The 12,675-nt window shown below is 59.7% G+C and carries 17 protein-coding genes and 1 pseudogene; 10 read left to right on the top strand and 8 right to left on the bottom strand.

Annotated elements, in window-relative coordinates; genetic code table 11:
* Positions 1-184: 184 nt before the first annotated feature.
* The 3 genes and pseudogenes from V0R37_RS15460 to V0R37_RS15450 form a co-directional block, all read left to right on the top strand.
* Positions 185-364 (top strand): annotated as a pseudogene (locus V0R37_RS15460) (hypothetical protein); the annotation flags it as partial.
* A complete protein-coding gene (locus V0R37_RS15455; protein ID WP_118994250.1) occupies positions 342-623 on the top strand; it encodes a DUF2274 domain-containing protein in 282 nt (93 codons plus the stop codon). The pseudogene V0R37_RS15460 and the gene V0R37_RS15455, both read left to right, overlap by 23 nt.
* 97 nt (positions 624-720) lie before the next feature.
* A complete protein-coding gene (locus V0R37_RS15450) occupies positions 721-1,626 on the top strand; it encodes an Abi family protein (RefSeq protein WP_118994251.1) in 906 nt (301 codons plus the stop codon).
* 458 nt (positions 1,627-2,084) lie between these two features.
* On the opposite strand, the gene V0R37_RS15445 is transcribed toward V0R37_RS15450, so the two are convergent.
* A complete protein-coding gene (locus tag V0R37_RS15445; RefSeq protein ID WP_420375391.1) occupies positions 2,085-2,396 on the bottom strand; it encodes a type 2 periplasmic-binding domain-containing protein in 312 nt (103 codons plus the stop codon).
* Here V0R37_RS15445 and V0R37_RS15440 point away from each other — a divergent pair.
* Genes V0R37_RS15440 through V0R37_RS15430 form a run of 3 tightly spaced genes read left to right on the top strand, consistent with a single transcriptional unit; the run spans position 2,376 to position 4,577 of the window.
* Positions 2,376-2,726 (top strand): hypothetical protein, encoded by a 351-nt coding sequence (locus V0R37_RS15440; protein ID WP_420375390.1) that lies wholly within the window; start codon positions 2,376-2,378, stop codon positions 2,724-2,726. The two genes, V0R37_RS15445 and V0R37_RS15440, sit on opposite strands and share 21 nt — an antisense overlap.
* Before the next feature lie 46 nt (positions 2,727-2,772).
* Positions 2,773-3,276: a DUF2231 domain-containing protein gene (locus tag V0R37_RS15435; RefSeq protein WP_420375389.1), complete on the top strand. Its 504-nt coding sequence runs from the start codon at positions 2,773-2,775 to the stop codon at positions 3,274-3,276.
* Complete coding sequence (locus V0R37_RS15430) at positions 3,273-4,577, top strand: PQQ-dependent sugar dehydrogenase (RefSeq protein WP_420375388.1); 1,305 nt, start codon at positions 3,273-3,275, stop codon at positions 4,575-4,577. Before V0R37_RS15435 ends, V0R37_RS15430 begins: the two co-directional genes overlap by 4 nt.
* A 57-nt stretch (positions 4,578-4,634) precedes the next feature.
* Here the strand turns inward: V0R37_RS15430 and V0R37_RS15425 are convergent, their stop codons facing one another.
* The 6 genes from V0R37_RS15425 to V0R37_RS15400 all read right to left on the bottom strand — a co-directional run bounded on the left by V0R37_RS15425 (position 4,635) and on the right by V0R37_RS15400 (position 9,164).
* Complete coding sequence (locus V0R37_RS15425) at positions 4,635-5,381, bottom strand: YggS family pyridoxal phosphate-dependent enzyme (protein WP_420375387.1); 747 nt, start codon at positions 5,379-5,381, stop codon at positions 4,635-4,637.
* 36 nt (positions 5,382-5,417) lie between these two features.
* Entirely contained in the window at positions 5,418-6,404 is a 987-nt protein-coding gene (locus tag V0R37_RS15420) for an LLM class flavin-dependent oxidoreductase (protein WP_420375386.1), read from the bottom strand.
* A gap of 28 nt (positions 6,405-6,432) precedes the next feature.
* Entirely contained in the window at positions 6,433-7,191 is a 759-nt protein-coding gene (locus tag V0R37_RS15415) for an alpha/beta hydrolase family protein (RefSeq protein ID WP_420375385.1), read from the bottom strand.
* Positions 7,181-8,311 carry a DUF3182 family protein gene (locus V0R37_RS15410; protein ID WP_420375384.1) on the bottom strand — a complete coding sequence of 377 codons (1,131 nt, stop codon included), beginning with the start codon at positions 8,309-8,311 and terminating at the stop codon, positions 7,181-7,183. Before V0R37_RS15410 ends, V0R37_RS15415 begins: the two co-directional genes overlap by 11 nt.
* A complete protein-coding gene (locus V0R37_RS15405) occupies positions 8,312-8,623 on the bottom strand; it encodes a hypothetical protein (protein WP_420375383.1) in 312 nt (103 codons plus the stop codon). It lies immediately after the preceding gene.
* 70 nt (positions 8,624-8,693) lie between these two features.
* The gene (locus V0R37_RS15400; protein WP_420375382.1) at positions 8,694-9,164 is read right to left on the bottom strand and encodes a PRC-barrel domain-containing protein; all 471 of its coding nucleotides are present in this window, start codon (positions 9,162-9,164) and stop codon (positions 8,694-8,696) included.
* A 155-nt stretch (positions 9,165-9,319) separates the two neighbouring features.
* Between V0R37_RS15400 and V0R37_RS15395 the strand changes: the two genes are divergently transcribed.
* From V0R37_RS15395 to V0R37_RS15385, 3 genes are all read left to right on the top strand, one after another.
* Complete coding sequence (locus V0R37_RS15395; RefSeq protein ID WP_420375381.1) at positions 9,320-9,535, top strand: YMGG-like glycine zipper-containing protein; 216 nt, start codon at positions 9,320-9,322, stop codon at positions 9,533-9,535.
* A gap of 35 nt (positions 9,536-9,570) precedes the next feature.
* Complete coding sequence (locus tag V0R37_RS15390; RefSeq protein ID WP_420375380.1) at positions 9,571-9,717, top strand: lmo0937 family membrane protein; 147 nt, start codon at positions 9,571-9,573, stop codon at positions 9,715-9,717.
* Between the two features lie 231 nt (positions 9,718-9,948).
* Entirely contained in the window at positions 9,949-10,785 is an 837-nt protein-coding gene (locus V0R37_RS15385; protein WP_420375379.1) for a mechanosensitive ion channel family protein, read from the top strand.
* A 9-nt stretch (positions 10,786-10,794) separates the two neighbouring features.
* Here V0R37_RS15385 and V0R37_RS15380 read toward each other — a convergent pair whose 3' ends face one another.
* On the bottom strand, positions 10,795-11,562 hold the full coding sequence (locus tag V0R37_RS15380) for an IclR family transcriptional regulator (RefSeq protein ID WP_420375378.1): 768 nt from the start codon (positions 11,560-11,562) through the stop codon (positions 10,795-10,797).
* 150 nt (positions 11,563-11,712) lie between these two features.
* On the opposite strand from V0R37_RS15380, the gene V0R37_RS15375 reads away from it, so the two are divergent.
* Entirely contained in the window at positions 11,713-12,654 is a 942-nt protein-coding gene (locus tag V0R37_RS15375) for a Bug family tripartite tricarboxylate transporter substrate binding protein (protein WP_420375596.1), read from the top strand.
* The last annotated feature ends 21 nt before the right edge of the window (positions 12,655-12,675 follow it).

The following is a 12,675-nucleotide window of genomic DNA, read 5'->3' as shown; positions in this document are numbered from 1 at the left end:
CTGACTTCGCCAACGGAGCAAGCTCGACCTTGACGTTAAGCTCCAATGCGTGGAGGTGCCAGTGATGTAGTCCTTCGCAACTGCTTGGGTGACCGTTTTAAGTCCAAATGCGGTCAGCCCGTCCATGACTGAGCTCGCTGCAAGGCAGACATCGCCCACAGAAACTAGAGCGATAGCAGCGGCTCGCAACATGAACATCCAACCTACGTTGACCACCCGCTCAGGGTTGCCAGTGCACATCATCGTCAACCGTGATCTGGTGCTGAGGCCTTACCAACCGCTTTTCTTCAACAAGGGGGTGTTCACAATGAGCGCGACTAAAAAAACAGCGGCTTGGGCCGCTGCCGAAGACCGAAACTGTTAAGTTAACCTTCCCGTGTCTGACTGGCCTGAAGGCCGATCTAGACCGCTACGCAGAGCTGCACGCACAAACCTATGGGGAATCGGTCGATGCCGTGACACTGATTCCACACATGCTGGAAGCGTTCATGGCGGGGACCGGGGGTTCACGAAGGGCGGAGGACGTCGTGTTGTGTTTGCATCAGAGGCATTGCCGCGAACGGCTTGGCCCCAGTTTCTGTCGGCCTTTCCGGCGTTTGCGTGAGGAGGGCTGGTTGGGTTAGAATAGTCTCAACACACCCGCCACACGTCCTATCTTCGGGTAGGGTTCTGCTAACGCAGACGTGCAAAAGGCGGGTTTTTTGCGCCCATATTACGCCCATGGCAATAAATCGCATTCCATTTAGCAAACCAGCGTCCTCGCCGGAGCAGCTTCTCCAGAAGCTGGAGCGGCAGGGGTTGGTCGTGGATGATTTTAAGCGTGGGCAAGCGCGTAATTACATGCGTTTCGTGGGCGGATATCGTCTCAAAGGGTACTGGCATCATCTGGTCGATCCAGTCACGAAAAACTTTCCCGCTGGATATCGGTTCGAACAGATTGTCAGCCGCTGCGAGTTTGATAGAGAGCTGCGAGCCCTGACCATGGCTGCCGTCGAGCGCCTGGAAATTGCGGTGCGGGTCGTGATGGCAAACCATCTGAGTCTGAAGCATTCTCCGCATTGGTTCCTGGATGGTAACTTGTTCAGGCAAGGGCGGCGGCAGGGCGCAGCTGAGCTTGTGGCGAAGATCGAGGCCGAGGTAGATCGAGCCCGCGACAAGACATTTGTGAAGCATTATTTCTCGCGGTACAGCGAACCGCATCTTCCGCCCAGTTGGTCAGTATGCGAGTGCGTAACCTTTGGGCTTTGGTCCAGAACCTATCAGTTGCTGAAGAATCCCGATGATCGCAAAGCAATCAGTCGGCGCTTCAATGTCGATGCGACTGAAGTATTTGAATCGTGGATTCATACTCTGACAGTTGTACGGAACATGGTGGCTCATAGCGGGCAACTGCTTCGCGTGACGCTTGGCGTTGCTCCCAGAGATTATCGTAAGGCAGACATTCGGTTTTCCGATTCAAAATCGTTCTATGCCGTGGCAACGGTTATCAATTACCTATTGCGACAAATAGGCCTACCGCTGGAATGGTCAGAACAGTTGAAAGCCCTGTTTGCCAAATACCCAGAGGTGCATTTGGCAGAAATAGGCTTCCCGATAGATTGGGGAAATCGACCAGGCTGGCTGTAATTAGCATCGGATTTTTCCGTTCAATAATTCTCCACTATGCGACGGATATGAGAAGCAGGCATTCCATACGGCAGGGCAATACAGCGTACCTCAGCGAAGCGCTGCAAAGTATGCCTGCATACCCTTGAATATGCTCCACGTTGATGACCAAATTCTTGGGACAAATTTGGGACAATTCAGTCGCTAAATCATGCCAATCGATGCCCATATCAAGCCAGAGACAAGTAAGGCGTAGTTTTATTAACTAATTGATTATAAAAGATAATTTCGCCTTTCTGTCCCCGACAGCAACTGCTCCTCCTCCACCATGGGGGTGTGTGTCGAGAGATCAGACTTTTGCATTGAAACCGATGGAATTCTGATTTTAAAAGTTGCACTTCTTGGCTTATGGGAGTGGCTACAGTCCCAGGTAGTGCGCAGGACTATTTAACCATGCCTGGTAAATGATGCGCATCCGGTCAGTTACCTCCCTTTACCTGTGCAAATTGTTGGCTGCACAGGTCTTTCAGTATCCGCGCGAATTTTTCTTCCGCCTCCAGAGGAACATCGCGTACGCGGCGTATCAGGCTTAGCGGCGGCAGTTCCCAATCCATCTTCCATGGCAGGACGCTTATGCCTCCGCGCCGCATCATATCCCGCGCGATGTCTTCGGGCACTACGGAAATGACGCCTTCGTTTTTGCTGAGCACCCCGTGCATGACATCGATGGAATAGGTTTCGATGATGGGTACGGGCACGGCGACTTGTGCTTGAGTGAACAGTTCGATCATTCTGGCTCCGACGGGGGTCGCCGGCATCCGGTCGGCGGCAGCAAGAATAAATCCGGTACCGCCTGGGGAAAACATGTGTTGCATGAGCGCCGGCTATTCATAGGCCAGGGCGAGGATGCTATTCGGCAATCCTTCGACGACCACACAACCATTCACGACCTGGGCCTGAGGTCGGTCATCAATGTGCCCGTCGTCGCGTGGGACACATGCTTGGGAACGTTCAACTTTCTGATGCGGGCCGATACCGTGGATGCACCCATGATCCAATGGGCGCAACTGGCGGGTCTCTTGGCCATCCCCGGTTTTCTGGCGCTGAACTCCGGCCGCTGAGAAGCCGCGGGCAAGTCTCCGGCATGGGGCATCGGCAGGCAGCGGCATGCTGCTTGCTGGCCAGCGGGCTGTCGTCCGCAGGGACGATACCTGTTCCCCCATCGTCAAGGAGGAAGCCGTAATGGCCGTCATCATTGAACCAAGATATTCCGAAGCGATTTATCCGCTGCATGCGCTGTTGCTGGCGGGAATCATCCCTCTATTCCTGGGCGCGGCGCTTAGCGATGCCGCCTATGCCTCGACCTATGAAATCCAGTGGAACAATTTTTCCTCATGGCTCATTGTCGGCGGCCTGGTTTTTTCCGGAATTTCGTTGATCTTCGCGATCGTGGACCTATGCCGCGCCCATCGCCGTGCACGGGGCATTGTCCTGTATTTCGCGATACTGCTGCTGACATGGGTGCTGGGTTTCTTCAATGCCCTGATGCACGCCCGGGACGCCTGGGCCAGCATGCCCACGGGCCTGGTCTTGTCGGTCATCGTCGCTGTACTCGCCTGCGTGGCGGCATGGTTCGGCTTTGGCACGCCGCGCGTCGGGAGAACGAGATGAAATACATTCGACTGCTTGCAAGCCTCGCGCTTTCGGCATTGTTGGCGGCCTGCGGAAGCGGCGATACGGAACCCGCGCAATATGGCGCCGCGCCGGAGCTCCCGCAGCCCGAACGCGGGCTCATGCCCGACATGGTCATAGCCAAGCCCGCACAGTGGGGCGATAAGCTGCCCACCGTGCCGCAGGGCTACACGGTCAGCGCCATCGCCAAGGACCTGAAAATTCCCCGTCAGACCCTGGTGCTGCCTAATGGAGATATCCTGGTGGCCGAGGGCCGAGGCGGCAGCGCGCCCAACCTAAAGCCCAAAGACGTTATCGCCGGCCAGATCAAGGCCCGGGGCACCAGTCCGGTAAAAGGCGGCAATCGCCTTACCCTGTTGCGCGATGCGGATGGCGACGGCGTCTATGAAATGAAGACAGTGTTTGCCGATAAGCTCAATGCGCCGTATGGACTGGCATTTGTCGATGGCAAGCTTTACGTCGCTGCTCAGGACGCCTTGCTGCGGTTTGACTACCAGGATGGCCAGACCGAGGCCAATGGGGCGCCGGAGAAGGTCACCGACCTGCCGTCGGCGATCAATCACCATTGGACCAAGTCCCTGGCCGCCAGCCCGGACGGCCAGACCTTGTACGTCGGTATCGGCTCGAACAGCAACATTACCGAGCGCGGCATGACGGCCGAGGTCGACCGTGCCTTGATATGGCAAGTGGATGCCCGCAGCGGGGCGCATAAGCCCTATGCCACGGGCCTGCGCAATCCCACCGCCTTGGCCATCCAGCCTGGCACCGGCCAATTGTGGGCGGTCGTGAACGAGCGCGACGAGATCGGCCCCAACCTGGTGCCCGATTACCTGACCGCTGTCCGCGAGGGCGGCTTCTATGGCTGGCCGTACAGCTATTGGGGCCAGAATGTGGATGATCGCGTTCGGCCGCAGAACCCGGACAAGGTCGCCTCGGCGATCAAGCCCGATTACAGCCTGGGATCGCATGTGGCGGCGTTGGGCGTTTCCTTCTCCGCCCCGTCGATGGGGCCGGAGTTTGCCGATGGCGTTTTCGTCGGCGAACACGGCAGCTGGAACCGGAAGGATCCCGTGGGCTACAAGGTTGTCTTTGTCCCGTTCAAGGATGGGCGTCCGGCTGGACCACCGGTGGATTTCGCCACCGGCTTTCGCGACAGCGACGGCACGACCCGGGGCCGCCCCGTTGGTGTGACCGTGGATCCGCGCGGGGCCCTCATCATTGCCGACGATCTGTCGAATACCATCTGGCGTGTGACGCCGGCCGCTGGCGGAAAGCCATAGCCGCCGCCGGCTGGAACAAGGCCGGTTTCCCTCGGGGCTTATGCAGGCGCTTGCTATTCAAGCGCCGCTTTTTCCCTCGGGCCAGTAATACTCGTCGCCGTAGATGCGGCCGCCGAATATGGCGGTGCCGATGCGCACTTCGGTGGAGCCTTCCTCGATGGCGATTTCAAAGTCGCCGCTCATGCCCATGGAAAGCCGGTTCATTTCGATGCCTTCGATGGCTTCGTCCTTCATGCGGTCGTGCAGCTGGCGCAGATTGCGGAAGCAGGCGCGCACGGCATCCTGATCGGGCGCATTGATGGCCAGGGTCATCAGGCCGCGCACCCGCAGCGTGGGGGTTTCGCGCACAAGGCGGCGCAGGAAGTCCGGCAGTTCGTCGGGGGGCAGGCCGTATTTGCTGGGCTCGGTGGACGTCTTGACTTGTACCAGGGCATCGATGGAACGGCCTTCCTGCTGCAGCCGCTTGTCCAGCGCGATGGCCAGTTCCATGCGGTCCAGCGATTGGATTTCGGACGCCATGCGGGCAACATCCTTGGCTTTATTGGTTTGCAGATGCCCTATCATGACCCAGTCTATGCCGCAGTCGGCCAAGGGTTCATACTTGCTGCGGATCTCTTGCGCCTTGTTTTCGCCGAAGCGCCGAACGCCGGCGGCCACCGCTTCCCGTATGGCGGATTCGCCGAAGGTTTTGCTTACGGGCAGCAGGGCGACGGAATCCGGCGGCCGTCCGGCGCGCAGGGCGGCGTCATCGATGCGCCGCCGCACCTGCACCAAGCGTGCTGCGATAGAGTTGTCTTCAGTCATGTGGACCATAGTCGGAGGTAAGGCCGCGAGGCACTGCTACAGCGAGTTTCGCAGGCCGGCGGTGATTTCATAGGAACGCAGCCGGGCCGCATGGTCGAACATGTTCGAAGTAATCATGAGCTCGTCCGCGCCGGTTTGATCGATGAAGGCCTTGAGCTGGCGCGCAACCGTGTCGGGTGCGCCGATGGCCGAGCACGACAGGACATGCTGCAGCAGATCTTGCGCGGCTGGTCCCAATTGCTGCATGTAGTTGCGCACGGGCGGCGGCAGGCGCGACGGCCGGCCGCTACGCAGGTTCACGAAGGACTGCTGCCAGGAAGTCGCCAGATACTGCGCTTCGTCGTCGGTATCGGCCGCGAACACATTGAATCCCAGCATGACATAGGGCTTATCCAGGCGGGCGGAAGGCTGGAATGTGTTGCGGTATAGCTGGATGGCCTGCATCAGCTGCTGAGGTGCAAAGTGCGAGGCGAAGGCGTAGGGCAGGCCCAGCGCGGCCGCCAATTGAGCGCCGAACAGGCTGGAGCCCAATATCCAGACGGGGACGTTCAACCCGCGGCCCGGAACTGCCTGGACCGTTTGCTGGGGTTCGTCCGACATATAGTCCATCAGCTCGAGGACATCGCGTGGGAACTCGTCGGCATCGGAGGCCAGGTTGCGCCGCAAGGCTCGCGCCGTGACCTGGTCGGAGCCCGGTGCGCGGCCCAGGCCCAGGTCGATCCGGCCCGGATACAGCGATTCCAGCGTGCCGAACTGCTCGGCAATGACCAGGGGTGAATGGTTGGGAAGCATGATGCCGCCGGCGCCCACCCGTATCGTGGATGTTCCGGCTGCGACATGCGAGATCAGGATGGCTGTCGCGGCGCTGGCGATGCCGGGCATGCCGTGATGTTCGGCCATCCAGTAGCGCTGATAACCCCAGCGTTCGCCGTGCTGGGCGATGTCCAGCGTATTGCGGAACGATATGGCGGCGCTGCTGCCTTCGGCGATGGGAGACAGGTCGAGTATGGAAAAAGGAGTCATGCGCCTCAGTGTATTCGAAACGCAGGGCTCATGAAATGCCCGGCCGGCTGCCCACCCGTGCGCCAACGACCATTTCGGTGATCCAGCCGACCAGGATCGAGGTATACGCCTGCTGGCTGGTTTTTTCGCTGAGGGCATGGTCGGCGCCGTCGACCACCCGGTGCGTCAGCGAATGCGAATTACGGAATGCCGCGCGGTAGCTCATGATGGTGGCATGGGGCACCAGGTGATCATGCTCGGATTCGATGATAAGCACATCGCCGGTAAAAGCGGCGCAAGCGGCCAGTGCGCGATTTTCTTCCGGCGTGACCGGCGCGCCGCGATATACGGCCAGGTCCTCGCGGTTCAACTGGCGCTTGGGTACGCTCCATTCCGCGTCCCGGTACAAGGAGGGTACGCGCAGCGACAGCCATTTCACCGGCCTTAGCGTGGTCAGGATGGTGGACAGATAAGCACCGTAGCTGGTGCCCACCACGGCGATGGCATTGGTGTCGATGGCGGGATGCTGCGCCAGCGTGTCGTACGCCGAAATGATGTCGCGCAGGTTTTCTTCCCGAGTCACCGTCTTTTGCCGTTCCGATCCTCTTTCGTGGCCGCGCAAGTCGAAGGTAAGGCATACGCAGCCCAGGCCGGCTATGCCCCGGGCCCGATCCAGGTCGCGCTCCTGGCTTCCGCCCCAGCCGTGAACGAACAATATGCCCGGCACTTTCGATTGCGGCGACAGGAAGGTGCCGGCGATGTGCTCATCGTCGATGACGATTTCAATGGTGGCGCTGCTAGTTCCCATAAGGTTCGACCCTTATGTATTTGCTGATCGGTCCGATTTGCGGGTCGACGCCGCGGTATATCTCCCTGGCTCCCGGGGGTGGGCGGGGACTGGAGCCGAACAGCTCAATGGTCGACGCGCGCACGGCCTGCAGCCCTTCGTCGGCATGGAAGGCTTCCAGCGCCGCGATTTCCGCCCCGCTGGCTCCACCGATACGCCATGACTGCTCAAGAACGCCGCAGCGCCGCGCCTTGCCCCGTCCGATTCCGATTGCAATGTCGTAATTGCGGCGCGATGCCAGCAAGCCGGGGTAGCAGGCGGTGGCGGCTGTATCGTAGATGCGAGCCTTGGCAATGGCCAGCCGCCATTCATCGCTCAGCTCAAGCTTGAGCAGTTGCTCGAAATCGCCGCGGACCACGATCAGTTCTGAGCCTCCGTATACCATTTCACCCAGATTGTCGGGGGTCAGGCATTGCGTTCCTACATAACTGGCGGTGAGGCCGCCGATGCGGACCTGGCCCACGCTGAAGGTCTCGACTTCGTCCAGGTTTTCTTCCAGCACCAGCCCGCACTCCGCTATGTGGCGGCTGTCCATTTGTTCCAAGAGCACCGTAAGCTCGTCCAGACTGGACACCAGCGCCTGGCCGCGCCCGGCCGTGGCCAGCACCGGTTTGATCCGGACTGGGCCTTGGCGCAGCAGCCGGATGCCGGCCCTTTGCGCATCTCCGATGGAAAAGGCGGTGATGCCATCCAGTACGCTGTCTTTGACACGCTGGCTGAATTCATGCGACCAGCCCTCTGGGGCAAAGGCATGCGGGTCGAGCAAGCCATGCGTGATGGCCTTGGTGGGAACGAAGGTATGGGGGGCGACGCCGCCAAACAGATCTTCTTCGCGGCGCACCCCCAAGCGTTGCGCCAGTTTCGCGCCGATGAGCGTATCGGTCGGGATGAGATAAACGGGGGCCTGGTACCCGATGCCGTCACGGTGCGCTCCGCCGAACGAGGCGCCCAATAGGCCGGCTATGCGCGTACCCAGTTCAAAATGCACCGCCCGTTCATGCTCGGGCTCCGCCTTGCGCGCCGCATAAACCAGCACGGTTCCGGGGGACGGAGGGTCGGGCATGCCCGCAAGCATAGTCATTCAGGCAGAACTGTCCGGCCTCTTGGTGGTGATGGAGACGGGGTCGCTGGCGGGGAAGGTTTCTTCCAGCCCCTCGTCCAGATCCTTTTCTTTCTGCTTGGAGGATTCTTTCCCTTTAGCACCCGGCGAGGCGGCTGCATCGGACGCCTCGATATCCGGCTTCTTGGTGGAGACCGAGACGGGATCGCTAGCCGGAAATGTTTCTTCCAGCCCGCTGTCCAACGCCTCCTCGCGTCCGGCCGGGTTGTCCTGCGTGGTCGGGAAAGGCGTTGGCGGCTCCTTGCCGGGTTTAGTCGTGTCGGACTTGTTCATGGCAGTGCTCCTGGTAGCGGGTGGAATGCGTTGGCGTAGCGGCGTTTGTACGCCGCTACGCGGGTTTCCCTTATTTGGCAATCTCGACTTTCGGCAAGGCCTTCAACTGCTCTTTTGTATAGCCTGACAATACGAGCTTGTCGCCGGTTTGCTTGATCTCGTCAAACGGAATCGCCACGCTGCGTTCCCCCATGCCCAGGAATCCGCCCGCGCCGACGATGAAATAAGCCGCCTTCCCGTCGCTCGCCAACACGACATCGTTGATGTCGCCGATTTTTTCATCTTTCTCGTTATATACCGCATTGCCCATGATTTTATCCTTGACGCTCCAGCCCGTAATGGCTTCGGTCATGGCTGCGCTGGCCGATGTGTCGGCGCCGCCCGCTGGCGCACCCGGGGGAGTCGTCGGGGCGGGGGCAGGCGTGCCTGGCGCGCCCGGCGTGGGAGCCTCGCCGCCTTGGGGCGGAGGTGTCTGCGCATAGGCGGATGCCGTAAATATCAAGGGAAGCGAGCATGCGGCAATGGCAATGGATTTTTTCATAGGGTTCTCCTGGTTAACGACCAACAGGGTCGTTTGGCATGCAGCAAGTATCGTGCCCTGAACGGCCCCGGAGCCGACGGGCATGGCGCTTGCTTGCTTCCGTTCAAGCAACAGGGCAGTCCGTTGCCGATCCAAAATTTATAAGGAGCGATTCCATGAGAACGATGAAGCGATTCGCGGTGGGTACCGTGACCTTGGTGCTGGCAATGGGCTTGGCCGGTTGCGGGGGTATGTCCCGGCAAGGCAAGAATACGGCGATAGGCGCAGGCGTGGGAGCGGTGGGCGGAGCGGTCCTGACCGGCGGCAGTACGCTGGGTACCCTGGGGGGCGCCGCCGTCGGCGGCGTCGTGGGGCACGAAGCAAGTAAATAATACAAACCTGTCCAAGTGACGAAGAGAGGGCTGATATGCTTTATACGATTGCGGTGATTCTTATCATCTTATGGTTGCTTGGGTTGGTTACCTCGTACACCATAGGAGGCTTTATCCATATATTGATTGTCGTGGCGATCGTCATGATACTGGTGCGCCTGATAAGCGGGCGATCACCTTGAACGACGCCGGCTGAATCAAGTCATCCACCGGCTGGCGCTTTTTTGCCGGCTTGTGGATGATTTTCATGCTGCTTGCTCAAGGGATTGATATTTCAAAACTATTTCAAGTAATCAAGCACTTTTCCCTGGCTTTGTCCACAGTTGGCGTGGATAACTCCGTCTGTTCCTGACGCCGCCAAAACACGGGTATCATTCGGCATACTATCCATCATTAGCGCCGCGGATATAGCCATGCTGGAAAAACTCAAGGACGTGTCGGCTTTCATGCCGGCTGTGGAATACCTGGCCCTGAACCTGGCGGTTACAGTGATTTTGCTGGTCGTCGGGTGGTCGGCATCTTCGCTGGCGGGCCGCAGCGTCAGGAAGCTGGCCGCCCGATCGTCTCGGGTCGACCCCACTATTGTCCCCATGGTCTATACCGTGACGGTATGGGCCATACGCATATTCGTGATTATTGCCGTGCTGGCGCGCTTCGGTGTGCAGACCGCCAGCATTATCGCCATGCTGGGCGCAGCCGGCTTGGCCGTCGGCCTTGCCCTGCAGGGGACTTTACAGAATATTGCCGCCGGCATCATGCTGTTGGCGCTGCGTCCTTTGCGCGCGGGCGAAGCGATTTCAGTCGTCGGCAAGGGCGATGGCACAGTGGCCGAGGTGGGGCTGTTCCTGACCCACCTGATCCAGGCCGACGGCATACATCTGACATTGCCGAACAGCACGGTGTGGGGCAGCACCATTATCAATTACAGCCGCAACGCAACGCGCCGGCTCGACGTGGAAGTGTCGGTGCGCTACGGCGACGATCTGGAACTCGCTTTGCGCGAGCTTATCCAACTGGTCGAGTCGCATCAATACGTCCTGGCCGAGCCTGCGCCGCAAGTGCTGGTCACCGGTTATCGCGAGAGCACTACCATCGTGACGATACGGGTATGGACCCCTTCCGAAAGCTATTGGGATCTGCGGTTCGACTTGTATCGCAACGCGTTGCAAGCCTTGTCCAGGGCCGGCTTGAAGGTGCCCATTCCCGTTAGCGAGGTTCATGCCAATCCGGTTCAGGCCGCCGCCCGTTAAGATAGACTTTCAGATTTTGTCGGCTATGGTTTTCAGGCCTTCCTGTATGAGGCCGGCAATTTCGCGCTGGCGCGTGGCGGGCATGCGTTCGGTGATGGCGGTGACGCTAATGGCCAGGTAAGGCTGGTTTTTGGTATCGCACAAGGCGCAGCCTACCCCCAGCGCGCCACGCACCGCATAGTTGCCCACGACGGAATAGCCCCGGGTACGGGTGTTCTGGACCAGTTGGCGCATTTCCCGGGTTGTCATGCCGCCGTATTGCTCTATCTGGTTACTGTTGTGCGCAATGATTTCGTCGACTGTATGGTCGTCTAGCTTTGCCAGCAGGGCCATGCCGCCCGACCCCACGCCCAACGGCTGGCGCTTTCCGGCGAAGGTTGCCAGGATCTGTACTGGGTAGGGGCCGATTTCCCGCCAGAGACTGACCGATTCATGCCCATCGCGTACGACCAGGAAGACGGCGTCGCCTGTCACGGTGGCCAGTTTCTGCATGACCGGGAAAGCCAGTTCGATGCGCGGATCGTGGTCGATGACAGAGGCCGCCGCGTTTTGGCTGGCAATGAAACGCTTGGTGCCGCCGACGTTTTTTACGAATCCACCCTCGACCAGGGCCGCCAGCAGGCGATAGACCGTGGGCCGTTGCAGGCCGGTGATCCGGGCCAGGCTGCTGACGTTCAGGCCGGACTCGGGGTTTTCCTGGAGGGTGCGCAGAATTTGCAGGCCGCGCCGTAGTGTGCGCGGGCCGGAGCCTGGCGTGTCAATATCAAAAGTGTCCACAGCGTGTACGTGTGTGTTTAAAAAATTGAAAATATGTCCGAGAATCTATCTGCAATTATAGAACTGTCCACAAGACGGACACTAATAGGAGGATACTACGTGTCAATTCGTACCAAATTTACCGTGAGCGCCAAGGCGCTCGCCGCAAGCATGCTGATTGCGGGCTCCTTGGGTTTTTCAAGCACGGCTTCGGCAGCCTACCCCGATCACGCCATTCGCCTGGTCGTTGGATTCTCCGCGGGCGGCACGACCGACGTGGTGGCGCGTATCGTCGGCAAGGAAATCGGCGACGCCCTGGGCCAGCCGGTGGTCGTTGAAAACCGTCCGGGCGCGGGCAGCAACATTGCCACAGAAATGGTTTCGCGCGCCGATCCCGACGGCTACACCTTGTATATGGTCGCCGTCACCAGCGCCATCAATCAGACCTTGTACAAGAACCTGCGTTTCGACCTGGTCAAGGATTTTGCTCCGATTGCGCTGGCCGTGCGCGTGCCCAATGTGCTGGTGGTCAACCCCAAGGTGCCGGTCAAGACCGTCAAGGAACTGGTCGACTATGCCAAGGCGAATCCGGGCACGCTCAATTTCGCCTCGTCGGGCAGCGGCACATCCATTCATATGGCCGGCGAGCTGTTCAAGCAAGTGGCGAATATCGATGTCGTGCACATCCCCTACAAGGGAAGCTCCCCGGCCATGACCGACCTGCTGGGCGGACAGGTGCAATTCATGTTCGACAATATGCCTTCGGCCTGGCCGCATGTGGAAGCCGGCAAGCTGCGCGCGCTGGCGGTGACGACGGCTGATCGTTCCAAAACGGCTCCGGACCTGCCCACCATGAAGGAATCGGGCTATCCGACTTTTGACGTGTCCTCGTGGTTCGGGGTGATCGCACCCAAGGGCACTCCGGATGACGTGGTCAACAAGCTCAACGCCACCATTCTGGCAGCCCTGGCCAAGCCCGATGTGCAGAAACGCTTGGCCGACCTGGGCGCGGTGCCGGCGAAAACCTCGCCCGCCGAATTCGGCGCGTTCATCAAGTCCGAAGTCGACAGCTGGGCCAAGGTGGTCAAGGCTTCCGGCGCAACGGTGGACTAAGCTGACGCAGCAACCCACGGT

Source organism: Pollutimonas rozaliensis (assembly GCF_048751585.1).
Taxonomy (GTDB): domain Bacteria; phylum Pseudomonadota; class Gammaproteobacteria; order Burkholderiales; family Burkholderiaceae_B.
Note: the sequence above shows the minus strand (reverse complement) of the source record. Positions and strands in the feature narration are given on the sequence as shown.